General features: G+C 64.1%; 18 protein-coding genes. 9 read left to right on the top strand and 9 right to left on the bottom strand.

What is annotated here, in order from left to right; translation table 11 throughout:
- Window positions 1–29: 29 nt before the first annotated feature.
- The 7 genes from HHL25_RS20410 to HHL25_RS20380 all read right to left on the bottom strand — a co-directional run bounded on the left by HHL25_RS20410 (window position 30) and on the right by HHL25_RS20380 (window position 7333).
- Window positions 30–1415: an FGGY-family carbohydrate kinase gene (locus HHL25_RS20410; RefSeq protein WP_169595074.1), complete on the bottom strand. Its 1386-nt coding sequence runs from the start codon at window positions 1413–1415 to the stop codon at window positions 30–32.
- Window positions 1412–1735, bottom strand: a complete 324-nt coding sequence (rhaM, locus tag HHL25_RS20405) for an L-rhamnose mutarotase (RefSeq protein WP_169595073.1) — start codon at window positions 1733–1735, stop codon at window positions 1412–1414. The genes HHL25_RS20410 and rhaM overlap by 4 nt, the downstream gene beginning before the upstream one ends.
- On the bottom strand, window positions 1732–2751 hold the full coding sequence (locus tag HHL25_RS20400; RefSeq protein ID WP_169595072.1) for an ABC transporter permease: 1020 nt from the start codon (window positions 2749–2751) through the stop codon (window positions 1732–1734). Before HHL25_RS20400 ends, rhaM begins: the two co-directional genes overlap by 4 nt.
- Window positions 2748–3746: an ABC transporter permease gene (locus HHL25_RS20395; protein ID WP_169595071.1), complete on the bottom strand. Its 999-nt coding sequence runs from the start codon at window positions 3744–3746 to the stop codon at window positions 2748–2750. The genes HHL25_RS20400 and HHL25_RS20395 overlap by 4 nt, the downstream gene beginning before the upstream one ends.
- A gap of 11 nt (window positions 3747–3757) precedes the next feature.
- Window positions 3758–5290, bottom strand: coding sequence for a sugar ABC transporter ATP-binding protein (locus tag HHL25_RS20390; RefSeq protein WP_169595070.1), 1533 nt, complete (start codon window positions 5288–5290; stop codon window positions 3758–3760).
- A 176-nt stretch (window positions 5291–5466) separates the two neighbouring features.
- Window positions 5467–6462 carry a rhamnose ABC transporter substrate-binding protein gene (gene rhaS, locus HHL25_RS20385; RefSeq protein WP_129333013.1) on the bottom strand — a complete coding sequence of 332 codons (996 nt, stop codon included), beginning with the start codon at window positions 6460–6462 and terminating at the stop codon, window positions 5467–5469.
- Between the two features lie 58 nt (window positions 6463–6520).
- On the bottom strand, window positions 6521–7333 hold the full coding sequence (locus HHL25_RS20380; protein WP_169595069.1) for a DeoR/GlpR family DNA-binding transcription regulator: 813 nt from the start codon (window positions 7331–7333) through the stop codon (window positions 6521–6523).
- Between the two features lie 203 nt (window positions 7334–7536).
- Between HHL25_RS20380 and HHL25_RS20375 the strand changes: the two genes are divergently transcribed.
- From HHL25_RS20375 to HHL25_RS20355, 5 genes are all read left to right on the top strand, one after another.
- Window positions 7537–9633, top strand: coding sequence for a bifunctional rhamnulose-1-phosphate aldolase/short-chain dehydrogenase (locus HHL25_RS20375; RefSeq protein WP_169595068.1), 2097 nt, complete (start codon window positions 7537–7539; stop codon window positions 9631–9633).
- Window positions 9634–9768: 135 nt separating this feature from the next.
- Complete coding sequence (gene rhaI / locus HHL25_RS20370; RefSeq protein ID WP_169595067.1) at window positions 9769–11061, top strand: L-rhamnose catabolism isomerase; 1293 nt, start codon at window positions 9769–9771, stop codon at window positions 11059–11061.
- A 157-nt stretch (window positions 11062–11218) separates the two neighbouring features.
- A complete protein-coding gene (locus HHL25_RS20365) occupies window positions 11219–12175 on the top strand; it encodes a D-2-hydroxyacid dehydrogenase (protein ID WP_169595066.1) in 957 nt (318 codons plus the stop codon).
- Window positions 12176–12516: 341 nt separating this feature from the next.
- Window positions 12517–13656, top strand: coding sequence for an isobutyryl-CoA dehydrogenase (locus HHL25_RS20360; RefSeq protein WP_169595065.1), 1140 nt, complete (start codon window positions 12517–12519; stop codon window positions 13654–13656).
- Window positions 13657–13666: 10 nt separating this feature from the next.
- Complete coding sequence (locus HHL25_RS20355) at window positions 13667–14743, top strand: enoyl-CoA hydratase/isomerase family protein (protein WP_169595064.1); 1077 nt, start codon at window positions 13667–13669, stop codon at window positions 14741–14743.
- A gap of 62 nt (window positions 14744–14805) precedes the next feature.
- Here HHL25_RS20355 and HHL25_RS20350 read toward each other — a convergent pair whose 3' ends face one another.
- The gene (locus HHL25_RS20350) at window positions 14806–15213 is read right to left on the bottom strand and encodes a RidA family protein (protein ID WP_169595063.1); all 408 of its coding nucleotides are present in this window, start codon (window positions 15211–15213) and stop codon (window positions 14806–14808) included.
- A 120-nt stretch (window positions 15214–15333) separates the two neighbouring features.
- Between HHL25_RS20350 and HHL25_RS20345 the strand changes: the two genes are divergently transcribed.
- Window positions 15334–16230: a LysR family transcriptional regulator gene (locus HHL25_RS20345; protein ID WP_169595062.1), complete on the top strand. Its 897-nt coding sequence runs from the start codon at window positions 15334–15336 to the stop codon at window positions 16228–16230.
- A gap of 80 nt (window positions 16231–16310) precedes the next feature.
- Here the strand turns inward: HHL25_RS20345 and HHL25_RS20340 are convergent, their stop codons facing one another.
- A complete protein-coding gene (locus HHL25_RS20340; protein WP_169595061.1) occupies window positions 16311–17720 on the bottom strand; it encodes a helix-turn-helix domain-containing protein in 1410 nt (469 codons plus the stop codon).
- A gap of 132 nt (window positions 17721–17852) precedes the next feature.
- Between HHL25_RS20340 and HHL25_RS20335 the strand changes: the two genes are divergently transcribed.
- Genes HHL25_RS20335 through HHL25_RS20325 form a run of 3 tightly spaced genes read left to right on the top strand, consistent with a single transcriptional unit; the run spans window position 17853 to window position 21787 of the window.
- A complete protein-coding gene (locus tag HHL25_RS20335) occupies window positions 17853–19385 on the top strand; it encodes an acyl-CoA carboxylase subunit beta (protein WP_169595060.1) in 1533 nt (510 codons plus the stop codon).
- A 12-nt stretch (window positions 19386–19397) separates the two neighbouring features.
- The gene (locus HHL25_RS20330; protein WP_169595059.1) at window positions 19398–19775 is read left to right on the top strand and encodes a hypothetical protein; all 378 of its coding nucleotides are present in this window, start codon (window positions 19398–19400) and stop codon (window positions 19773–19775) included.
- A gap of 5 nt (window positions 19776–19780) precedes the next feature.
- Window positions 19781–21787: an acetyl-CoA carboxylase biotin carboxylase subunit gene (locus tag HHL25_RS20325; RefSeq protein ID WP_169595058.1), complete on the top strand. Its 2007-nt coding sequence runs from the start codon at window positions 19781–19783 to the stop codon at window positions 21785–21787.
- Window positions 21788–21983: the final 196 nt, after the last annotated feature.

Below are 21983 nucleotides of genomic sequence, written 5' to 3'. Positions count from 1 at the left end.
TTATTCGAAGACCCGTCAACACAATCGCGTCAGCCACGTTCGGCGACTGCGCGTCTCCATTTCGCGCAATAGGCGGCAAGCTCAGGCTCCGGAACAATGAGGCGTTCCTCGCCGGGCGCAAGTGCGATCCCGGTCAGCAGCCCTGCACCCTGCGCGGTACCTGTCGGTGCGCCGCCCGGAAGAACGATCACGTCGCACCCGGCAGCGGTCGCGAGAGCGCGGAGATAGATCGCATTGCCGGCGAACGGCCCCTCGACGATGATCGGGCCACGATTGCCAATCAGGACGAGGCAGGTCGCGGTCATCAGCGCTGCATATAGGGAAGCGGCAACCTGCCGCTCGGCTGCCGTTTCGGCCACCCCCAGCCACTCGGTCTTCCGTCCCGGGAAAGGCCCGGAGCCTGATGCGATATTCGGAAGCACCATGACCCCTCGGCCGAGGACAGCGGCAAGCGCCTCTTCAAGCTCCATTGCGCTCGCCGGAGAGAGAGCCTCCGTCAGCATCTCGTATTCCCGTCCGCCCATGAAGCGGGCAGACGGAACAGCGCGACCATAGGCATCCACATTGGCCAGCGTGTCCCGCGTGGGGTCGAGCCCGTCGAGATCGCCGCCGACAGCAAAACACACCACCCAAGTCCCCGTCGAGACGACGGCAAACGGCGCCTCGCGGCGAAGGAGATGCGGTAGCAGCGAGGCGTTTGAATCGTGGATGCCGCAATGAACCGGCACTGGCGCGGCAAGGCCGATCCGGTCGCAGATTTCCGGCAGGAGCGGACCCAGCGCATCGAAGGCCGGACGCACCGGGGCCATCAGCGAACGAATGTCGAGCCGGTCGACGAGAGCGGAATACTGTCCCGCACCGGGCCGCCAGAGATCGGTATGGCAACCGAGCGACGTCGCCTCGTTGGCTGCAACCCCGGTCAGTCGGAAGGCCCAGTATTGCGGATAGGTCAGGATGGTGGCGACGTGGCCGAAATCTTCCGGAAAACTCGCCTTCTGGAAATGAAGCTGCGCCCCGAGATTAAGCCCGCCCGAAAGCCGCGGCGAACAGGTCTCGGCGAAATCCGGCCGAAGCCGGTCATAGTCGTCGCGGACGGCCTGCGGGTATTCGAACTCGTAGTCCAGCACCGGCAGTGCCAGTTCGCCTTTCGCGTGGAGAAGGGCGGCACTCGCGCCATGCGTGGTGATCGAGATGGCCTCGAAACCCGGTGTGGCGGCAAATTCCGCAAGCGATGCCAGAATGAAGGTCCACAGCGCCTCGACGTCGTAGTGCGGATAGTGCCCGGTCGCGACTACCTTGTTCGGAGTCTTGCGGACCGCGATCTCCGCGCCGGTCGCCCCGTCGAGCACGACCACCTTGGCATTGGTCTTGCCGATGTCGATCACGGCGACGCGGGCATGGTGCGGTGTGCTCATTTGAGGTGGAACACCGTAACGAGATCAACGGCAACGGGCGAGTTGTCCGGATTGCTTTCCATGATGTCGGCCATGTGCGCCCACCAGCGCTTCATCACCGGGTGATCCGGCAGGCTTGCCATGCCATGGTTCTTCGGCCGGCTGAGAACGCCGAAGAGCGTGTTGGTCTCGCGGTCGAGATGGATAGTGTAATCGCTCACGCCCGCGTCGTGCAGCAGGTCGACCAGCTCCGGCCAGATCTCGTCATGGCGCTTCCTGTATTCGGCCTCCATGCCCGGGAAGAGCTTCATCTTGAAGGCATGCCGTTCCACTTCGCTCATCTTGCGGTCCTCGCCTGCTTGATGCGACGGCCGATGATCGGCAGCGCGATGGTGACGATCAGAAGCAGGCCGATGAAGATCGACATGACGATGCCGGGCACGTTCAGAAGGCCGAGGCCGAAGGTCACGAGGCCCATGACGAAGGCCGCGATCACCACACCGGCGATCGTTCCGGCGCCGCCGAGGATCGATACGCCACCGAGGACCACCATGGTCACGACCTCGAGCTCCCAGCCTTGCGCGATCGAAGGCCGGGTCGAACCGAGACGCGAGGTGAGGCAGACGGCTGCAATGCCGCTCATCAGGCCGGTCAGCAGGAAGAGGATGAACTTCACCCGCTCGACCGGGATGCCGGAAAAGCGCGCGGCGAGCGGATTGTTGCCGATCACATAGACATGACGGCCGAAATTGGTCTTGTGCAGGAGGATGGCAAACAGGCCTGCCATCACGAGGAACAGCACGAACTCGAAGGAAAACACCCAGAAGACATAACCCTGGCCGAAATAGGCGAAATCGGCCGGATATTTCCCGTAGGCCTGGTCGCCGAGCACGATGTAGGAAATGCCGCGGAACAGGCTCATCGTGCCGATCGTGACCACGATCGACGGAAGCTTCAGGCCGGCGATCATCAGCCCGTTGAAGGCGCCGCAGGCAAGGCCGGTACCGATGCCGATCGCCACCAGCCCCGGCGCGCCGACGCCCATCTGCGCCGCGTAACCCATGGCGGTGGAGGCAAGCGCGATGATCGCGGCGACCGAGAGGTCGATCTCGCCGGCGATGATCAGCAGCGCCATGGCAAAGGCGATCATCGCCTTTTCGGTGAAGTTGAACGTGGCGTCCGAAAGATTCCACGCATCGAGGAAATAGGGCGAGGCCAGTGAATTGGCGATGAAGATCGCCACCGCCACGCCGAACAGAAGCACTTCCCAGCTTCCGAGCAGCCGCTTCAGCGGCGTGCCCAGACGATCGGGGATCTGGCGACGGGTTGACACGGTTTGAGACGTCGCGGTGCTCATGCGGCCACCTCCTGGCTGTCCTTGGCTGCGCGGTCGCGCAGGATGATACGGCCCTTCTTGGCCTCGGCACGGGCGTTGAAGATGACGGCGAGCACGATGACCACGCCGGAGATCGCCATCTGGGCGAACGGCGAGATGCCGATGACCGGCAGCGCGTTCTTGATCACGCCGAGGAACAGGGCGCCGAGAACCGTGCCGATCACGGTGCCGATGCCGCCGGCGATCGACACGCCGCCGATGACGTTGGCCGCGACGCTGTCGAGCTCGAAGCCGGCGGCGATGTCGACATAGGCGACCGCGTAGCGCGACACCCAAAGATAACCCGCGAGCCCCGCCAGCGCGCCCGACAGCACGAAGGCGAGGAACCGGGCCCGGCCGACATCGATGCCCGCATAGACCGCGGCGGTCGGATTGCCGCCCGCCGCATAGGTCGATCGGCCGAACGGCGTGCGGCTCAGCAGGAACCAGATGAGGAAGACGATCGCGATCGCCACCCATGACAGGATCGGCAGGCCGAGGACGGCGATGCGCGGCAGGTCGAGGAAGTCGGGCGTCATCTGGTGCGCGTTGACCCAGCTGCCTCCCGACAGCACGAAGGCCATGCCGCGATAGATGGTGAGCGTGCCGAGCGTCACGACGATCGGCGGGATCTGCAGGAGCCAGACGAGGAAGCCGTTAATGGCGCCGAGGGCCGCACCGATGCCGATCGCGAGAACGATCAGCAGTGCGAGCGGCAACCCCGGATAGGCGGCATCGAGCATCGCGACCGCCATGCCGGTGAAGGCGAGATTGGCGGCGACCGAAAGATCGATCGACTTGGTGAGGATGACCGTCATCTGCCCGAGCGCCAGGATGATCAGGATCGACGTGTCGTTGAAGATCGTCGCCAGATTGCCGGGCGTGGCGAAGTTCGACGCGCGCGTCGAGAAACCGGCGATCATCACGACGATGATCAGCGCCAGCAGGATTTCGCGGTTCTTGAGAAGCCGTTGCATGTGTTCAGTCCTTAACCATTGCCGGTCGCCGCGCGGACCAGCGTCTCGGCGGAGAGCACCTCGCGCGGATAGATGCCGGCCATCAGACCCTCGCGCATGACCATGACCCGGTCGGACATGCCGAGGATTTCCGGCAGTTCCGACGAGATCATGATGATCGAGAGCCCCTCGCCCGCGAGCTCCGAGATGAAGCCGTGCACGGCGGCCTTTGAGCCGATGTCGATGCCCTTGGTCGGCTCGTCGAGAATGATGACCTTCGGCCTGGTGGCGAGCCACTTGCCGATGACGACCTTCTGCTGGTTGCCGCCCGAAAGCGTGCCGACCGGCACGGAAAGGGCCGCCGCGCGCAGGTCGAGCCGTTCGGCATACTTGCGGGCGAGCGTGAATTCGTTGATCGCCTTCAGGAACCCGCGCGCCGAGGTGCGCGCGAGCGACGGCAGCGACATGTTCTGGTAGATCGGCATTTCGAGCGCCAGGCCGTGCCGTCCGCGTTCTTCCGGAACATAGACGATGCCGGCGGCGATCGCGTCGGCGGGCGTGCGGATCTCAATCTCGCGGCCCTCGAGCGAAAGGCGGCCGGAAGCGGGCGTCGTGATCCCGAACAGCGACTGGCAGAGCTCGGAGCGCCCGGCGCCGATCAGGCCGTAGACGCCCAGGATTTCGCCCTGCTTGAGGTCGAAGGAGATGTCGCGGAACTCGGTGTCGTGGCAATAGCCGTCGACAGACAGAACCGTCTTGCCGATGTTCACGGCAACCTTGGGGAAGACGTCGTGCACGTCACGGCCGACCATCAGCCGGACGATTTCGTCCTGCGGCGTCGTTTTCAGCGCGCCTGAACCGACCATCTTGCCGTCACGGAAGACGGCGTAGTTCTCGGCGATTTCATAAAGCTCGTCGAACTTGTGGCTGATGAACAGGATCGCCTTGCCCTGCTTCTTCAGTCCTTCGACGATGCGGAACAGGTCATCGATTTCCTTGCGCGACAGCGCGGCGGTCGGCTCGTCCATGATGACGATGCGCGCCTCGACCGACAGCGCGCGGGCAATGGCGACCAGATGGCGCTGCGCGATCGACAGGTCCTTCAGGCGGATGGTCGGATCGATATTGCTTTCGAGTTCCGCCAGCAGCTGGCGGGAACGCTGGTTGATGGTCTTCCAGTCGATCAGCCCGAAACGGGTACGCGGCGCGTGGCCGAGAAAGATGTTTTCGCCGACGGTCAGTTCGTCGAACAGCACGGTTTCCTGGTGGATCGCGGTCACGCCCGCGTCGATCGCGCCTTGCGCATTGGCAAAGGCGATCGGCTTGCCGTCGATCAGGATCTCGCCCTCATTGGGACGATAGATGCCGGTCAGGATCTTGACGAGCGTCGACTTGCCGGCGCCGTTCTCGCCGATCAGCGCGGTCACCTGGCCGGGATAAAGCGCGATGTTCACCCCGTCGAGCGCTTTCACGCCGGGAAATATCTGCGAAATGCCACGCATTTCGAGGATCGGCGTGACGGCGGCGAGCGGCGCGGTGTCGAGAGGTTTGGCTTGAACGGTCATGGTCTTTTCAGGTCCTGTAAGCCCCTCATCCGCCTGCCGGCACCTTCTCCCCGCAAGCGGGGCGAAGGACGCAAGCCACACGGCGTCATCCTATCATCGGGGCACGTTCCCTCTCCCCGCGTGCGGGGAGAGGGCTAGGGTGAGGGGCAACAGCCCCCGAACTCGGGAATGCAGGATCAGAAGATCTTCGAGAACTCGTCGATGTTCGACGAATTGTAGACGAACGGATCGGCCATGGCGGCTTCGCCGTTGTCGCCGACCTTGATCTTGCCCATGCGGCCGGCTTCGATTTCCGCGCCCGGCGCACCGTCGGTGTCGCCCTTTACCAGGTGATAGGCGATCTGGGTGGCCGAGTAACCGAGGTCGATCGGGTTCCAGATGGCGAATTCCTTGGTGGCGCCCGACTTGATGGCGCCGGCCATTTCCGACGGCAGACCGAGGCCGGTTACATAAACCTGGCCGATCTTGCCGGCATCCTTGACGGCCTGCGAGGCGGCGAGAACGCCGACGGTCGTCGGAGCGACGATGACCTTGACGTTCGGCGAGGACGACAGGAGGCCGTTGGCTTCGCGGTAGCTCTTGTCGGCCAGGTCGTCACCATAGACGGTCGTGGCGAGGTTGAGTCCCGGGAAATCCTTGAGCTGCTTCTTCATTTCCTCGATCCAGATGTTCTGGTTGGTCGAGGTCGTGGTCGCCGACAGGATGGCGAAGTCGCCCTTGCCGCCTTCGAGGTGGTTGGCGGCGAGCTGCAGGCACATCTTGCCGATCAGCTCGTTGGAAGACGGGTTGAGGTGCATGATGCGGCCTTCGGCGGCAACGCCCGAATCCCACGAGATGACCTTGATGCCACGCTGGGCGGCCTTCTTGAGCGCCGGAACGACGGCATCCGGGTCGTTCGCCGAGATCGCGATGGCATCGACGCCCTGGGCGATCAGCGAATTGATGACTTCGATCTGGCCTTCGGCCGTGGTCGTCGTCGGGCCGGTATAGATGATCTCGACGCCGCCGAGTTCCTTGGCGGCTTCCTCGGCGCCCTTGTTGGCGGCTTCAAAGAAGCCGTTGCCGAGCGACTTGACGACGAGTGCGATCTTCATGTCGGCCGCATTGGCCGCGGACGCCATTGCCATGGCGGCAAAGGCCACGCCGGCGAGCAGTGTCTTGGACAGTTTCATTTCGTCTTCCTCCCAGGTTGATAGACTGCTTTGAACTCCCCCACGCGGCCCGATCACATCACGCGACCGACGTGGAATCCTCCTTCTCGGCCGAAGCCATCGGCTTGACCGTTATGAGCTTTACGCCGGCGTCGGTGACCATGGCGGCCGCCTCGTCCGGAATCTTGTCGTCGGTGATGATCGTCGAGACGTTGTCGAGCGAACACAGGATCAGGCTCGAGCGCTTCGAGAACTTGCTGGAATCGACCATGATGATCAGTTCCTCGGCCTGGCGCACCAGCTTCTGTTCGCTCTGGATCACCAGCGCGTCGGACTCCATCACGCCGAGCGCATTGATGCCCTGCGCGCCGATGAAGATGCGCCGCGCATAGAAATTGCGGATCGCGTCGTTGTCGAAGGGCGACAGGATCAGGCTCTGGTCGCGGTAGATCGCCCCGCCCGGCACCGATACGGTGCACTTCGAATGCTTGACCAGATGCTCGGCGATGGCGAACGAATTGGTCATGACCTGCAGGCGGCGCGCCGACATGAAATGCACCATCTGGAAGGTAGTCGTGCCCCCGTTGATGATGATCGAATCGCCTTCTTCGCAGAGATCGACCGCGGCGCGCGCAATTGCGCGTTTCTTGTCGATATTGACCGATTCCGAAACGCGGAACGGTCGTGCGGCCAGATTTCCGAGCTGCGGCGGATGCACCGCTTCGGCACCGCCACGGACCCGGCGGAGCTTTCCCTGCACGTGAAGCGCGGCGATGTCGCGGCGGATCGTGGCTTCGGAAGCCTCGGTCAGCTCGGCGATGTCCTGCACGGTGATGACCGGCTTTTCCTGGATCGCGCTTAATATGATGCGATGACGTTCGCGTTCGTGCATGGGCTCCTCCTGAGCGTGATTTATTCGGATTGCGTTTACGCTGTCAATCACAAACGATCAAAAAAGATAATGTTGCGTCGCACAATGAATGTTTGTGATCGAAATTGATTGACAAGCGTCGGACGGATGCGCGATACCGTGCACCAGAAGGAGATGGGTCGCCAGCCGGCAACCCGTGAATCGACACGCACAGGGAGGAAGCAATGACGGGCCAAACCCGCCTTCTCGAAAACCGTTGGGACGACGCTTACGCCGCAAAGCTCGATGAGCCGGGCAAGCTGCTCTACCGCTCCAATCTCTTGGGCGCCGACAAGCGCATCACCAATTACGGTGGCGGCAACACCTCCGCGAAAGTGCTCGAAACCGATCCGCTCACCGGCGAAAAGGTCCGCGTCATGTGGGTCAAGGGTTCCGGCGGCGACGTCGGCACCATCAAGCTCGACGGTTTCTCCACCCTCTACATGGACAAGCTCGAGGCGCTGAAGACCCTTTACAAGGGCGTCGAGGACGAGGACCGCATGGTCGGCTTCCTGCCCCACTGCACCTTCAACCTGAACCCGCGTGCCGCCTCGATCGACACGCCGCTGCACGGTTTCGTGCCGTTCACCCATGTCGACCACATGCATCCGGACGCGATCATCGCGATCGCCGCATCGAAGAACTCCAAGGAACTGACGCAACGGATCTTCGGCGCCGACATCGGCTGGCTGCCCTGGCGCCGTCCCGGCTTCCAGCTCGGCCTCGATCTCGAAGCTTTCGTCAAGGCAAACCCGACCGCCAAGGGCGTCGTGCTGGAAAGCCACGGCTTGTTCACCTGGGCGAACGACGCCAAGGAATGCTACCTGCTGACGCTCGAGATCATCAACAAGGCGATCGAGTGGTTCGCGAAGGAAACCGAAGGCAAGACGATCTTCGGCGGTGCCGTCGCCAAGAGCCTGCCGGAAGCCGAACGCCGCGCGATCGCCGCGAAGCTGATGCCGGAAATCCGTGGCCGGATCGGCAAGACTGAGCGCAAGCTCGGCCACTTCGACGACCAGACCGCCGTACTTGAATTCGTCAATTCAAAGGACCTGCAGGCGCTCGGCGCCCTCGGCACGTCCTGCCCCGACCACTTCCTGCGCACCAAGATCCGTCCGCTGATCGTCGATTTCGATCCGGCGAAGCCCGATGCCGATGCCGTGATCGCCGGCCTCGACAAGGCGCTCGAAGACTACCGCGCCGACTACACGCGCTATTACGAGACCTGCAAGCACGCCAATTCGCCGAAGATGCGTGACCCGAACCCGGTCATTTTCCTCGTGCCCGGCGTCGGCATGCTGTCCTTCGCCAAGGACAAGGCGACCGCCCGCATCGCCGGCGAATTCTACGTCAACGCCATCAACGTCATGAAGGGTGCCTCGACGGTTTCCGAATATCAGGGCCTGCCCGAACAGGAAGCCTTCGACATCGAATACTGGCTGCTCGAGGAAGCCAAGCTCCAGCGCATGCCGAAGCCGAAATCGCTCGCCGGCCGCGTGGCCTTCGTCACCGGTGGCGCCGGCGGTATCGGCCGGGCAACGGCCGAACGCCTGATGTCCGAAGGCGCCTGCGTGGTGCTCGCCGACATCGACGCCAATGCGCTCGCCGACACGATGGCCGACTTCTCCAAGCGTCATGGCGCTGACAGCGTTCGCTCCGTCACTCTCGACGTGACGAAGGAAGAGGCCGTCGCCTCGACCTTCGCGGAAGCCTGCGTCGAGTTCGGCGGCGTCGACATTCTCGTTTCCAATGCCGGCATCGCATCTTCCGCTCCGGTCGAAGACACCACGCTTGCCATGTGGAACAAGAACATCGACATCCTGGCGACGGGCTATTTCCTCGTCTCCCGCGAGGCTTTCCGCCTGTTCCGCCGTCAGGCGATCGGCGGCAACATCGTCTTCGTCGCCTCGAAGAACGGCCTCGCCTCCTCGCCGAACGCATCCGCCTATTGCACCGCCAAGGCCGCCGAGATCCATCTCGCCCGCTGCCTGGCGCTGGAAGGTGCGGATGCCGGCATCCGGGTCAACACGGTCAACCCCGATGCCGTTCTACGCGGCTCCAAGATCTGGAACGGCGAATGGCGCGAGCAGCGGGCGGCATCCTCGAAGATCGAGGTCACCGATCTGGAGGAGCACTACCGCAAGCGTTCGATGCTGAAGCTCAATGTCTTCCCGGAAGACATTGCGGAAGCGATCTACTTCCTCGCCTCCGATCTCTCGGCCAAGTCGACCGGCAACATCATCAATGTCGATGCCGGCAACGCCCAGAGCTTCACGCGCTGACATCCGCTTGAGATAATGCCTGCTGCCGGTGTCTCCCAAGACCGGCGGCAGGCCCTTCGGGTTTTCAAAAAGTCGCAGCCTTGCCCTCGCCCCGATCGAGGTCCTGATGCAAGCACCTGCGCGGGGAGGAAGACAATGACCGATCAGAAAGTCGCCGCCGACGTCATCGCGGCCGAAAATGAAAAGCGCGCAGCCGCGCTCAAGTCCGATTATGCGGCGCTCGGCGAGAAGCTCGCCCGCACCGGCATCGACATCGACGCCGTCACCAGCGAGGTCGCCGAATTCTTCGTTGCCGTTCCCTCCTGGGGCGTTGGCACCGGTGGCACCCGCTTTGCCCGCTTCCCCGGCCTCGGCGAGCCGCGCCATATCTTCGACAAGCTGGAAGACTGCTCGGTCATCAACGAACTGACCCGCGCCACGCCGACCGTGTCGCTGCACATTCCGTGGGACAAGGCCGATCCGAAGGAGCTCAAGGCAAAGGGCGACGCGCTCGGCCTCGGCTTCGACGCGATGAACTCCAACACCTTCTCGGACGCGCCCGACCAGGCCCATTCCTACAAATATGGCTCGCTCAGCCACGTCGATGCGGCCACCCGCGCCCAGGCCGTCGAGCACAACATCGAATGCATCGAGCTTGGCAACGCGATCGGCTCGAAGGCGCTCACTGTCTGGATCGGCGACGGTTCGAACTTCCCCGGCCAGACGAACTTCACCCGTCAGTTCGAGCGCTACCTCGCCTCCATGGCCGACATCTACAAGGCCCTACCCGACGACTGGCGGCTGTTTTCCGAACACAAGATGTACGAACCGGCCTTCTATTCGACCGTCGTGCAGGACTGGGGTTCGAACCTGCTGATCGCCCAGACGCTCGGTGAAAAGGCCTTCTGCCTCGTCGACCTCGGCCATCACGCGCCGAACACCAATATCGAGATGATCGTTGCCCGCCTGATCCAGTTCGGCAAGCTTGGCGGTTTCCATTTCAACGACTCGAAATACGGCGACGACGACCTCGACGCCGGCTCAGTCGAGCCCTACCGCCTGTTCCTCGTCTTCAACGAGCTGGTCGATGCCGAACATCGTGGCGTGAAGGGTTTCCACCCGGCCCATATGATCGACCAAAGCCACAATGTCACCGACCCGATCGAAAGCCTGATCTCCAGCGCCAACGAGATCCGCCGCGCCTATGCCCAGGCCCTGCTGGTCGACCGTGCAGCGCTTGAAGGCTTCCAGGACGGTAATGACGCACTGATGGCGACGGAGACCCTGAAACGCGCCTATCGCACCGATGTCGAGGCGATCCTCGCCGAAGCCCGCCGCCGCGCCGGCGGCGCGATCGATCCGGTCGCCACCTATCGCGCCAGCGGCTACCGCGCCCGGGTCGCCTCCGAGCGCCCGGCCGTCAAGGGCGGCTCCGGCGGCATCGTCTGATCGCCGGACGCCCGCGAAAATCCTGATCACGATGCCGGGCTCGTCCCGGCATCTTTCGTTTTGTCGGGACGGGTCGTTTGCCCCCCGAACCGGACTTGCCATGCCGCCCGCCCCTATTTCTAATGCACCCTCAAGAAGTGAGGAGTGCCCCCTAGCCATGCTGAAGATCGTCTTTCTCGACCGCGACACGCTTTCCCCCGAAACCGTGCTGCGCGCGCCGGCCTTTCCCCACGAGCTGATCGTTCATGATCGAACCGCACCGGACGAAGTTGCCGAGCGGATCGCCGACGCCGACATCGTCATCTCCAACAAGGCACCGCTCCGCCGCGAGAGCCTGGGCCGCGCAAGTCGGCTGAAGATGATCGCCGTTGCCGCGACCGGGACGGACATCGTCGACTTGGCCGCCGCCTGCGAACAGGGCATCACCGTCTCCAACATCCGCAATTACGCAAAACACACCGTTCCGGAACACACCTTTGCGCTGATGCTGGCCCTGCGTCGCTCGATCCTGCCCTATCGCCAGTCGGTGCTCGACGGCCGCTGGCAGCAGGCCGCGCAATTCTGCTTCTTCGACCACCCGATTGCCGACCTCGGCGGCTCCACCCTCGGCATCATCGGCAATGGCACCCTCGGAAAGGCCGTCGGCCGCATCGCCGAAGCCTTCGGCATGACCGTGCTGGTCGCCGGACGCCGGGGCTCAAACGAAGTCAAACCCGGCCAGACACCGTTCGACGAAGTGATGCGCCGCGCCGACGTCATCACCTTGCACTGCCCGCTCAACGCCGAGACCCGCGGCATCATCGGGACACGCGAATTCGCCTTGATGGAACGCAAGCCGATCCTGATCAACACCGGCCGTGGCGGGCTGGTCGATGAAGAGGCGCTTGAGCAGGCGCTGGACGACGGCCCGATCGCCGCCGCCGGCTTCGACGTCACCGATGGCGAACCGCCAGCCGCCGACAGCCCGATGATGCGCATCGCCGCCCGCCCCAACGTCATCCTCACACCCCACGTCGCCTGGGCCAGCCGCGAGGCGATCCAGGCGCTCGCCGACCAGCTGATCGAAAACATCGAACTCTTCGTCGCCGGCACTCCGAGGAATGTAGTGGGCTGAGTACGAAGCGGCGCCATTGCCGGATGTTTCCGCGCGGACGGCCCCTGCGGAGGCGATTTCGTGATTTGTCAGGCGTTTGCCCCTCATCCGCCTGCCGGCACCTTCTCCCCGCGAGCGGGGAGAAGGCACAAGTGGCACCGCCGCGGCCGTCCCCTCTCCCCGCACGCGGGGAGAGGGTCAGGGTGAGGGGCAGATGGCAAACGCGCCTGAAAGATCGCATGCTTCCTTTTCGCAACCCCGACTTTCGACCGGGATGATTGCCCGCCGGAAGCTGTGCTAAGCCGGTCGGCAATGAAACGGCGCGGGCGAGGAGGTCCGCACCGATCTCGTGGAGGAGACCCATGGATTTCACCCTGAGCGACCAGCAGCAGGCCTTTGTCGACATGGCGGCCGATTTCGCCGCCGAGGAACTGGCGCCCTTTGCGCTCGACTGGGACCAGAACAAGCATTTTCCCGTCGACACCCTGAAGAAGGCCGGCAGCCTCGGCCTCGGCGCGATCTGCGTCGCCGACGATGTCGGCGGCTCCGGCCTTGGCCGGCTCGACACCGCGCTGATCATCGAGGCTCTGGCGACCGGCTGCCCGACGGTTGCCGCCTATATCTCGATCCACAACATGTGCGCGACGATGATCGACCGCTATGGCACGCCGGAACAGCGCGAGGCGCATCTCCCTGCGCTTGCCACCATGGATGCCCTTGCGAGCTACTGCCTGACGGAGCCCGGCTGCGGCTCCGATGCGGCAGCGCTCAAGACCCGCGCGGTGCGCGACGGCGACGACTATGTGCTGACCGGCCAGAAGCAGTTCATCTCCGGCGCCGGAGCGAGCGCGCTTTACCTCGTGATGGCCCGCACCGGCGAGGACGGCCCGAAGGGTATTTCGGCCTTCCTCGTCCCGGGCGACGCCAAGGGGCTGACCTTCGGTGCCAACGAGAAGAAGATGGGCTGGAACGCCCAGCCGACCCGTGCCGTGATGATGGACGGCGTGCGGGTGCCCGCCGAGAACCGTCTGGGCGCCGAGGGCGAAGGCTTCCGGATCGCCATGTCCGGCCTCGACGGCGGGCGCCTCAACATCGCAGCCGCCTCGCTCGGCGGCGCGCGCTCTGCCTTCGACAAGGCGGTCGCGTACATGAAGGACCGCAAGGCCTTCGGAAAGCCGATCGCCGAGTTCCAGGCGTTGCAGTTCGAGCTCGCCGACATGGCGACAGACCTGGAGGCGGCTCGCACCTTCCTCTGGCGCGCGGCAAGCGCCCTCGACGACAAGGCGCCCGACGCGACCCGGCTCTGCGCTATGGCCAAGCGTCTCGTCACCGATCGCTGCTTCGAGGTGGCCAACCGCGCCTTGCAGCTGCATGGCGGCTATGGCTATCTCGCCGAATACGGCATCGAGAAGATCGTCCGGGACCTGCGCGTCCATCAGATCCTCGAAGGCACCAACGAGATCATGCGGGTGATCGTCGCCCGCTCGGTGATCGGCAATTGAGGAGACGTCCATGCACTATCTGACCACGACGGACCTTGCCGGCGAGGACGTGCTATCCGGACGAAACGGCGCGCTCGGCGTGATCCTGCTCAACCGGCCCCGGGTGCTGAACAGCCTGTCGCTTGCCATGGTGCAGGCGATCGACGCCGCCCTCGACCGTTTCGAACCCGATCCGGCGGTTGCCGCCGTTCTGATGACCGGCGAAGGCGAGCGCGGCCTCTGCGCCGGCGGCGACATCCGCACCTTCTACGAAAGCGGCAAGGCCGGCGACGGCCGCGCTGCCGACTTCCTGCGCGCTGAATACCGCATGAACGCCCGCATCGCGGCCTTCCCGAAGCCCTATGTGGTCTTCATGGAAGGCATCACCATGGGCGGCGGCGTCGGCGTCTCCAGCCACGGCAGCCACCGTGTCGTCACTGGCACGACGAAGCTCGCAATGCCCGAGACCGGCATCGGCTTCTTCCCCGACATCGGCGCCACCTGGCTGCTGGCGAAGGCGCCCGGCGAACTCGGCACCCTGATGGGTCTCACCGGCGAGGCCGTCGCCGCTGCCGATGCGATCGAGGCCGGCTTCGCCGACTGGTTCGTTCCCGCCGAAGCGCTCGGCACCCTTGCCGAACGCCTCACGGCGCTTGGCACCGGCGCCGGAGCCGCCGAGGTATCCGCCCTCATCGGGGAGTTCGCAACGCCTGCGCCCGGCGGGGAGTTCGCCGAGAACCGCGCTCTGATCGACCGCTGCTTCGGCTTCGATACCGTGGAGGAGATCGAAGCAGCACTGGCGGCCGAGACATCTCCCTTTGCGACGAAGGTGCACTCCGCGATGCTCGCCAAGTCGCCGACCAGCCTCAAGGTGACACTGGCCCTCCTGCGTGCGGCCCGCCGGTCGCCGGATCTTGAGACCTGCCTGGAGCGCGAATTCGCCGCGACCGCCCAGATCCTCCACACGCCTGACTTCTACGAAGGCATCCGCGCCGCGATCATCGACAAGGACCGCAATCCGAAATGGTCACCGGCAAGCCTCGACGCGATCGGCCCGGACATCGTCGCCCCCTTCTTCCGCCCGCATCCGAAGCCACTCTTCGGGTAGTGTGTCGAAAGGGCGGTCACGCCCCGTCCGACACTCACCCAGGATTCGCACGATCCGTGCCTTTAGTCCGGCAGGCGAACGGTCATTTCCATCTCGATCTGCAGGTCGGGCCCGGCAAGGGCGGCAACACCGATGCCCGTAAGGCTCGGCTGCGCACCGTCAAAGAAGGCGCCGAGATGCGTCATGGCCTCCCCCACCCGCTCAGGCGTCAGGTCGGTCACGTAAACGCGCACCAGGGCGATATCCCGCGGGGTCGCACCGATCGCATCGAGCGCCGCCTTGGCATTGACGCAGACGAGCCGCGTCTGCTCGCCAAGATCCGCCGGCACGGGTCCGCCATCGGCCTGCCAGGCGACCTGGCCGGAGACAAAGGCAAGCCTGCCCGGCTCCATCGTGGTGATCTGCGAATAGCCAAGCGCGCCTGCATCCGGCAGGGTCGGCGGGTTCAAACGGTGAAGTGTTTGTGCCATGTCTCTTCCTTCCTTGTGGTCCGTGCATCTGCGGGCTTGAACAGCCGCGAAGCCCGATCGCTATAACCCTTTGATTGGCGAATGGGCGTCGACACAGAAACGAAGAAACGGACTGAGTTCATGCTGCGTGCAAACCTCAACGATATCCAGGTCTTCATGGCGGTGGTCGATGCCGGTAGTTTTATCGCCGGCGGCAAGGCGATGGGCCTCTCGCGCTCGGCCGCCGGCAAGGCCGTTATGCGGCTCGAGGACCGGCTCGGTGTGCGTCTCCTCCATCGCACGACGCGCATGATCGGCGTCACCGAGGAGGGAAGACTGCTCTACGAACGCGGATTGCAGATCCTCGCCTCTGTTGACGAAGCAGAAGCAAGCGTGGCGGGGAAAAGCGGCCTGCCACGCGGCGTGTTGAGACTGACCCTGCCCGACGCCTACGGCCGGCGCGTGCTTTTGCCGGTCGTCGCCGCTTATATGAAGACCTGGCCTGAGGTTCAGGTGGAGGTGAGCTTCACCGACCGCATCGCCGACATTGTCGAGGATGGCTTTGATCTTGCGGTCCGCATCGGTGTCACAAGCCAGGATTCAAGTTTCGTCTCGCGGGTGGTGGCGCGCTGCCGCGCCATGCTGTGCGCCTCCCCCGCCTACATTGCCGAACGGGGAGACCCGGCAGACCTTGATGAACTCATGGACCATGACTGTCTCGTCCACACGAGCCGCAACCAGCGCCAGGCCTGGCGTTTCCCGGTCGGGCAAGGTGGCTCCGTCAAGGCGCAAGGGCGCAGCCGTCTGCGGCTCGACAGCGGCGAGGCACTTCTCGACGCCGCACGCGCCGGCCTCGGCATCGCCTACCTCCCGGATTTCCTCATCGCCGAAGACCTGGCGGCCGGTCGTCTGCGTCGAGTTCTCCCCGAACAGGACTCGGGCGATGTCCCGATCCTTGCCCTTTACCCCGACAAGCGCCTGCTTGAACCCCGGGTCAGGCGGTTCATCGATCTGATGGTGGAGAAACTGGGGGCTTGAGTTGGCGCCTGGCCGTGCAGGAATCTCTCCGGAACAGACGACATAGGGAGCCCACTTCGAAGCAACCTCAAACGCGTCGCTCACTCGATCTCGTACGGGGTCGCATTCCGCACGCTGTGATCGACCACAAGCCGGCGCTTCAGCGGCGGCACGGCGCGGCTGCTGCATTTGACCCGTTCGCAGATCCGGCAGGAAATGCCGATCGGGTCGAAGGCGGCGCGGTTGGAGAGGTCGAGATCGTCGGCATAGACGAAGGAGTCGGCATAGGAGATTTCGCAGCCGAGCGCCAGCGCATAGCGCGGCTGGGCTGCGCGGAAGCCGAGCGTCCCCTTGTTGACCTGCATGGCGAGACAGAGATAGCGCACCCCGTCCGGCGTCTCGGCGAGCTGCCGGATGATGCGGCCCGGGGCCTCGAAGGCCTGGTGCGCATTCCACAGCGGACAGGCCGCGCCGAAGCGGGCGAACTGCAGGCGGGCCGCGCTGTGCCGCTTGGTGATGTTGCCCGCCCGGTCGATGCGGGCAAAGAAGATCGGTACGCCCTTGAGGCCTGGCCGCTGCAGCGTCGAGAGCCGGTGACAGACCTGCTCCAGCGAGGCGCCGAAACGGGCGGCCATCAGCTCGATGTCGTGTCGCAGCTCGCGCGCCGCCTGGAGGAAAGTGCGATAGGGCAGGATCAGCGCGCCGGCAAAATAGTTGTGCAGCCCGATCCGGCAGACCTCGACGGCTTCCTCGGTGCGGAAGCCGGCCTGCTTCAACACCTGCTCGATCTTCTCGCCCGCATGCAGCTGGGCGATCTGCGTGGCGACCTGGAAATCGCGGGTTGGTGCCGAGGCGTAGCGACTGAGTGTCAGCACGCGGCTTTCCGGATCGAAACGACGGATCGCATCGTCACCTGCGTCACCGCGCACGACACGCACCCCGTATGTCTTTTCCAGGAACGCGGTCAACGCCGCGTAGTTGTCGCCGTCTCCGAGCTTCAGGCGCCCGGCCAGGCTTTCGGCCATCGTGTCGATGTCGTGGATGTAGTTGTCGACGAAGTGGAAGAAGTCGCGCACCTCTTCATAGGACGTCGTCTCGTTCAGCTGCGGTGCGCCGAAGCGGTCGTCATAGCTCGCCAGCTGCTCGCTGTTGCGGCGATAGGCCTGGTGGCAGGTGATTAGCGCATGCGCGAGCCCCGGCGCGTTCTGGCTGATCAGCTTGAGTTCCTGAAGGCTCGGCGTGTAGGTTTCGAACAACGGATCGCTGAGCGCTTCCGACAGCGCCGACATCAGCCGGTCGTTCTGCCCGGAGGAAAGCTCGGTGATGTCGATGCCGAACTTTTCCGCGAGCGCCAGAAGCACGGTCGCGGAGACCGGTCGCTGGTTGTTCTCGATCTGGTTGAGATAGCTGGTCGAGATGCCGATCATGTCGGCGAAATGGCTCTGCGTGGCCCCATTCGCCTGACGGATTTCGCGCACCTTGCGGCCGATGAAGAGCTTGCCGATCGCCATTTGCAATTTCGCATTTTTCAGTTTGCAAATTTATAAATCCACAAATGCACCTGTTCAACCATTTTCTTTGGGCGGTCCGGTGCTAAAGAGCCGTGACCAAACACTTGCGCCCTATAAATCGTGGGAGGAAGCATGCGACTGATATTGGACCAGCTGGAGGCGCGCCGCGCCGAAGCACATCTCGGCGGCGGCAAGCGCCGCATCGACGCCCAGCATGCCAAGGGCAAGCTGACCGCCCGCGAACGCATCGAAGTGCTGCTCGACGAGGGCTCCTTCGAAGAATACGACATGTATGTCACCCACCGTTGCACCGACTTCGGCATGGCGGACCAGAAGGTCGCCGGCGACGGCGTCGTGACGGGCTGGGGCACGATCAACGGTCGTCAGGTCTATGTCTTCTCGCAGGACTTTACCGTGCTTGGCGGCTCGCTGTCCGAAACCCATGCCCAGAAGATCTGCAAGATCATGGACATGGCGCTCAAGAACGGCGCCCCCGTCATCGGCCTCAACGACTCGGGCGGCGCCCGCATCCAGGAAGGCGTCGCCTCGCTCGCCGGTTATGCCGACGTGTTCAAGCGCAATGTCGATGCCTCCGGCGTCGTGCCGCAGATCTCGGTCATCATGGGCCCCTGCGCCGGTGGCGCGGTCTATTCGCCGGCCATGACCGACTTCATCTTCATGGTGCGTGACTCATCCTACATGTTCGTGACCGGCCCCGACGTCGTGAAGACGGTCACCAACGAGATCGTCACGGCCGAGGAACTCGGCGGCGCCGGCACTCACACGAAGAAGTCCTCGGTCGCCGACGGCGCCTTTGAGAACGACATCGAGGCGCTCGAACAGGTCCGTCTGCTCTTCGACTTCCTGCCGCTCAACAACCGCGAAAAGCCGCCGGTCCGTCCGTTCCACGACGATCCGGCCCGCATCGAGAACCGCCTCGACACCCTGATCCCGGATTCGTCGAACAAGCCCTACGACATGAAGGAGCTGATCTACGCTCTGGCCGACGAGGGTGATTTCTTCGAGATCCAGGAAGCCTTCGCCAAGAACATCATCACCGGCTTCCTGCGCATGGAAGGCCAGACGGTCGGTGTCGTCGCCAACCAGCCGATGGTACTCGCCGGCTGCCTCGACATCGATAGTTCCCGCAAGGCTGCCCGCTTCGTCCGTTTCTGCGATGCCTTCAATATCCCGATCCTAACGCTGGTCGACGTTCCCGGCTTCCTGCCCGGCACCAGCCAGGAATATGGCGGCGTCATCAAGCACGGCGCAAAGCTCCTCTTCGCCTACAGTCAGGCAACCGTGCCGATGGTGACCCTGATCACCCGTAAGGCCTATGGCGGCGCCTATGACGTCATGGCCTCCAAGCATATCGGCGCCGACATCAACTATGCCTGGCCGACCGCCGAAATCGCCGTCATGGGTGCCAAGGGCGCGACGGAAATCCTCTATCGTTCCGAACTCGGCGACGCGGAGAAGATCGCCGCTCGCACGAAGGAATACGAGGAGCGTTTCGCCAACCCCTTCGTCGCCGCCGAACGCGGCTTCATCGACGAGGTGATCATGCCGCATTCCTCGCGCCGCCGTATCGCCCGCGCCTTCGCATCGCTGCGCAACAAGCAGGTCGGCACGCACTGGAAGAAGCACGACACGATCCCGCTTTAAGGAAGGATGCCGATGGCCAAGCTTCCCGAAATGACGAAACATCGTGGCTTCCCCTCCGGCCTCAGCGGCACGGGGTGGCAGTTCACGATCCGTCGCGCGAACCCGAATGGCGTGGCCCCGCTCACCGAGCGCCCCCGCCATCTGAGCCGCGACAAGACCGAGAGCCTGGCGGACGCGGCCTTCCTGCATGCCGCCTGGCATTATTTCGGCGCCGAACCCTTCGTGCGCGGCAATCTCGACGCGGGTCGTCTGTCGCGGCTGTTCGGGCGTGAAATCATTCCGGCGGAAAAGCCTTTCGATCCCGCCTCCTACGAGGCGATGCTGAAAATCAATGAGCGAGTGGCCCGGGAAAGCTTTCCCCAAGCCTTCGACGACATAATGGAAGTTTGAAAACCATGATCTCCAAACTCCTCATCGCCAACCGTGGCGAAATCGCCTGCCGGGTCATCAAGACCGCCAGGAAGATGGGCATCAAGACCGTCGCCGTCTATTCCGACGCCGACCGCGACGCCCTGCATGTGAAGATGGCCGACGAGGCCGTCCATATCGGTCCGGCCCCGTCCAACCAGTCCTATATCGTCATCGAGAAGATCCTCGAGGCGATCCGCCAGACCGGCGCCGACGCCGTGCACCCGGGCTACGGCTTCCTCTCGGAAAACGCCGTCTTCGCCGATGCGCTCGCCAATGCCGGCATCACCTTCGTCGGCCCGCCGGTCGGAGCGATCCAGGCCATGGGCGACAAGATCACCTCCAAGAAGCTCGCGGCAGAAGCCGGCGTCTCCACGGTTCCGGGCCATATGGGCCTGATCGAGGATGCCGACGAGGCCGTCAAGATCTCCGACCAGATCGGCTACCCGGTCATGATCAAGGCATCCGCCGGCGGCGGCGGCAAGGGCATGCGCATCGCCTGGAACGCCGAAGAGGCCCGCGAAGGCTTCCAGTCGTCCAGGAACGAGGCGAAGAACTCCTTCGGCGACGACCGCATCTTCATCGAGAAGTTCGTCACCGAGCCGCGCCACATCGAAATCCAGGTGCTCGGCGACAAGCACGGCAACGTGCTCTATCTCGGCGAACGCGAATGCTCGATCCAGCGCCGCAACCAGAAGGTCATCGAGGAAGCCCCCTCGCCCTTCCTCGACCCGGCCACCCGCAAGGCCATGGGCGAACAGGCCGTGGCGCTCGCCAAGGCCGTCGGCTATCACTCCGCCGGTACGGTGGAGTTCATCGTCGATGGCAAGCAGAACAAGTTCTACTTCCTCGAAATGAACACCCGTCTCCAGGTGGAACACCCGGTCACCGAACTCATCACCGGCCTCGACCTCGTCGAGCAGATGATCCGCGTCGCCTCGGGCGAAAAGCTTTCCTTCGGCCAGGACGACGTCAAGCTCAACGGCTGGGCGATCGAAAGCCGCCTCTACGCCGAAGACCCCTACCGCAACTTCCTGCCCTCGATCGGCCGCCTCACCCGCTACCACCCGCCGGTCGAAGGCAAGCAGGACGACGGCACGATCGTGCGCAACGATACCGGCGTCTACGAAGGCGGCGAGATCTCGATGTATTACGACCCGATGATCGCCAAGCTCTGCACCTGGGCTCCGGATCGCCTGACCGCGATCGACGCCATGTCGAAGGCGCTGGACAACTTCCAGGTCGAGGGCATTGGCCACAACCTGCCCTTCCTCTCCGCCGTGATGCAGCAGGAGCGCTTCCGCTCCGGCAAGATCACCACCGCCTATATCGCCGAGGAATTCAAGGACGGCTTCACCGGCGTGGCACCGGACGCCGCTTCCGCCCGCAAGCTTGCCGCAATCGCAGCCGTCATCAACCAGACGCTCCAGGACCGTGCGGTTCAGATCTCCGGCACGATCGGCAATCACCAGCGCAAGGTTGGCAAGGACTGGATTGTCACCCTCGCCGGCTTTGAATTCCCGGTCACCCTGTCGACCGGCGTCGACGGCATGGCGGTCGCCTTCGCCGATAACGGCAAGTGCGCGGTTACCGGCGGCTGGCTGCCCGGCCAGCTGCATTCGGTCTTCCACGTCGACGGCGAGACCATCGGCGTGAAGATCAACCTCGTCGGAGCGGCCGTCCGCCTGCGCTGGCGCGGCATGGATGTCGTGGCCCGCACCCGCTCGCCGCGCGTCGCCGAGCTTGCCAAGCTGATGCCGGAAAAGCTGCCACCGGACACCTCGAAGATGCTGCTCTGCCCGATGCCGGGCGTCATCACTTCAGTTGCTGTGAAGGAAGGCGATCAGGTCGAGGCCGGCCAGGCGCTCGCCACCGTCGAGGCCATGAAGATGGAAAACATCCTCAAGGCGGAAAAGCGCAGCGTGGTGAAGAAGGTCGCGGTCAAGGCCGGAGACAGCCTCGCCGTCGACGAACTTATCATGGAATTCGAGTGATGTCGGCAGGGGCCGCCCTACCCCCCTCTGCCCTGCCGGACATCTCCCCCTCAAGGGATGAGATCACGGAGGGAGCGGCCCCGCCAGCAAGATATGTCGCATTCGCAGAGAAAAAGCTGACGATACCCCGCAAGGCCATAAGTTGGGCGCCAGGCCGCCTCCAGCCGATCTCCCCCCTTGAGGGGGAGATGCCCGG

The sequence above is a fragment of the Rhizobium terricola genome, from assembly GCF_012927355.1.
GTDB lineage: Bacteria > Pseudomonadota > Alphaproteobacteria > Rhizobiales > Rhizobiaceae > Allorhizobium > Allorhizobium terricola.
The sequence above is the reverse complement of the archived record's forward strand: the minus strand, read 5'-3'. Positions and strand labels throughout refer to the sequence as shown.

What these genes read in the sequence shown, in the direction of transcription:
- HHL25_RS20410 (WP_169595074.1), bottom strand. Translation starts at nt 1,415, where the DNA reads ATGAGCACACCGCACCATGCCCGCGTCGCCGTGATCGACATCGGCAAG.
- rhaM (WP_169595073.1), bottom strand. Translation starts at nt 1,735, where the DNA reads ATGAGCGAAGTGGAACGGCATGCCTTCAAGATGAAGCTCTTCCCGGGC.
- HHL25_RS20400 (WP_169595072.1), bottom strand. Translation starts at nt 2,751, where the DNA reads ATGAGCACCGCGACGTCTCAAACCGTGTCAACCCGTCGCCAGATCCCC.
- HHL25_RS20395 (WP_169595071.1), bottom strand. Translation starts at nt 3,746, where the DNA reads ATGCAACGGCTTCTCAAGAACCGCGAAATCCTGCTGGCGCTGATCATC.
- HHL25_RS20390 (WP_169595070.1), bottom strand. Translation starts at nt 5,290, where the DNA reads ATGACCGTTCAAGCCAAACCTCTCGACACCGCGCCGCTCGCCGCCGTC.
- rhaS (WP_129333013.1), bottom strand. Translation starts at nt 6,462, where the DNA reads ATGAAACTGTCCAAGACACTGCTCGCCGGCGTGGCCTTTGCCGCCATG.
- HHL25_RS20380 (WP_169595069.1), bottom strand. Translation starts at nt 7,333, where the DNA reads ATGCACGAACGCGAACGTCATCGCATCATATTAAGCGCGATCCAGGAA.
- HHL25_RS20375 (WP_169595068.1), top strand. Translation starts at nt 7,537, where the DNA reads ATGACGGGCCAAACCCGCCTTCTCGAAAACCGTTGGGACGACGCTTAC.
- rhaI (WP_169595067.1), top strand. Translation starts at nt 9,769, where the DNA reads ATGACCGATCAGAAAGTCGCCGCCGACGTCATCGCGGCCGAAAATGAA.
- HHL25_RS20365 (WP_169595066.1), top strand. Translation starts at nt 11,219, where the DNA reads ATGCTGAAGATCGTCTTTCTCGACCGCGACACGCTTTCCCCCGAAACC.
- HHL25_RS20360 (WP_169595065.1), top strand. Translation starts at nt 12,517, where the DNA reads ATGGATTTCACCCTGAGCGACCAGCAGCAGGCCTTTGTCGACATGGCG.
- HHL25_RS20355 (WP_169595064.1), top strand. Translation starts at nt 13,667, where the DNA reads ATGCACTATCTGACCACGACGGACCTTGCCGGCGAGGACGTGCTATCC.
- HHL25_RS20350 (WP_169595063.1), bottom strand. Translation starts at nt 15,213, where the DNA reads ATGGCACAAACACTTCACCGTTTGAACCCGCCGACCCTGCCGGATGCA.
- HHL25_RS20345 (WP_169595062.1), top strand. Translation starts at nt 15,334, where the DNA reads ATGCTGCGTGCAAACCTCAACGATATCCAGGTCTTCATGGCGGTGGTC.
- HHL25_RS20340 (WP_169595061.1), bottom strand. Translation starts at nt 17,720, where the DNA reads ATGGCGATCGGCAAGCTCTTCATCGGCCGCAAGGTGCGCGAAATCCGT.
- HHL25_RS20335 (WP_169595060.1), top strand. Translation starts at nt 17,853, where the DNA reads ATGCGACTGATATTGGACCAGCTGGAGGCGCGCCGCGCCGAAGCACAT.
- HHL25_RS20330 (WP_169595059.1), top strand. Translation starts at nt 19,398, where the DNA reads ATGGCCAAGCTTCCCGAAATGACGAAACATCGTGGCTTCCCCTCCGGC.
- HHL25_RS20325 (WP_169595058.1), top strand. Translation starts at nt 19,781, where the DNA reads ATGATCTCCAAACTCCTCATCGCCAACCGTGGCGAAATCGCCTGCCGG.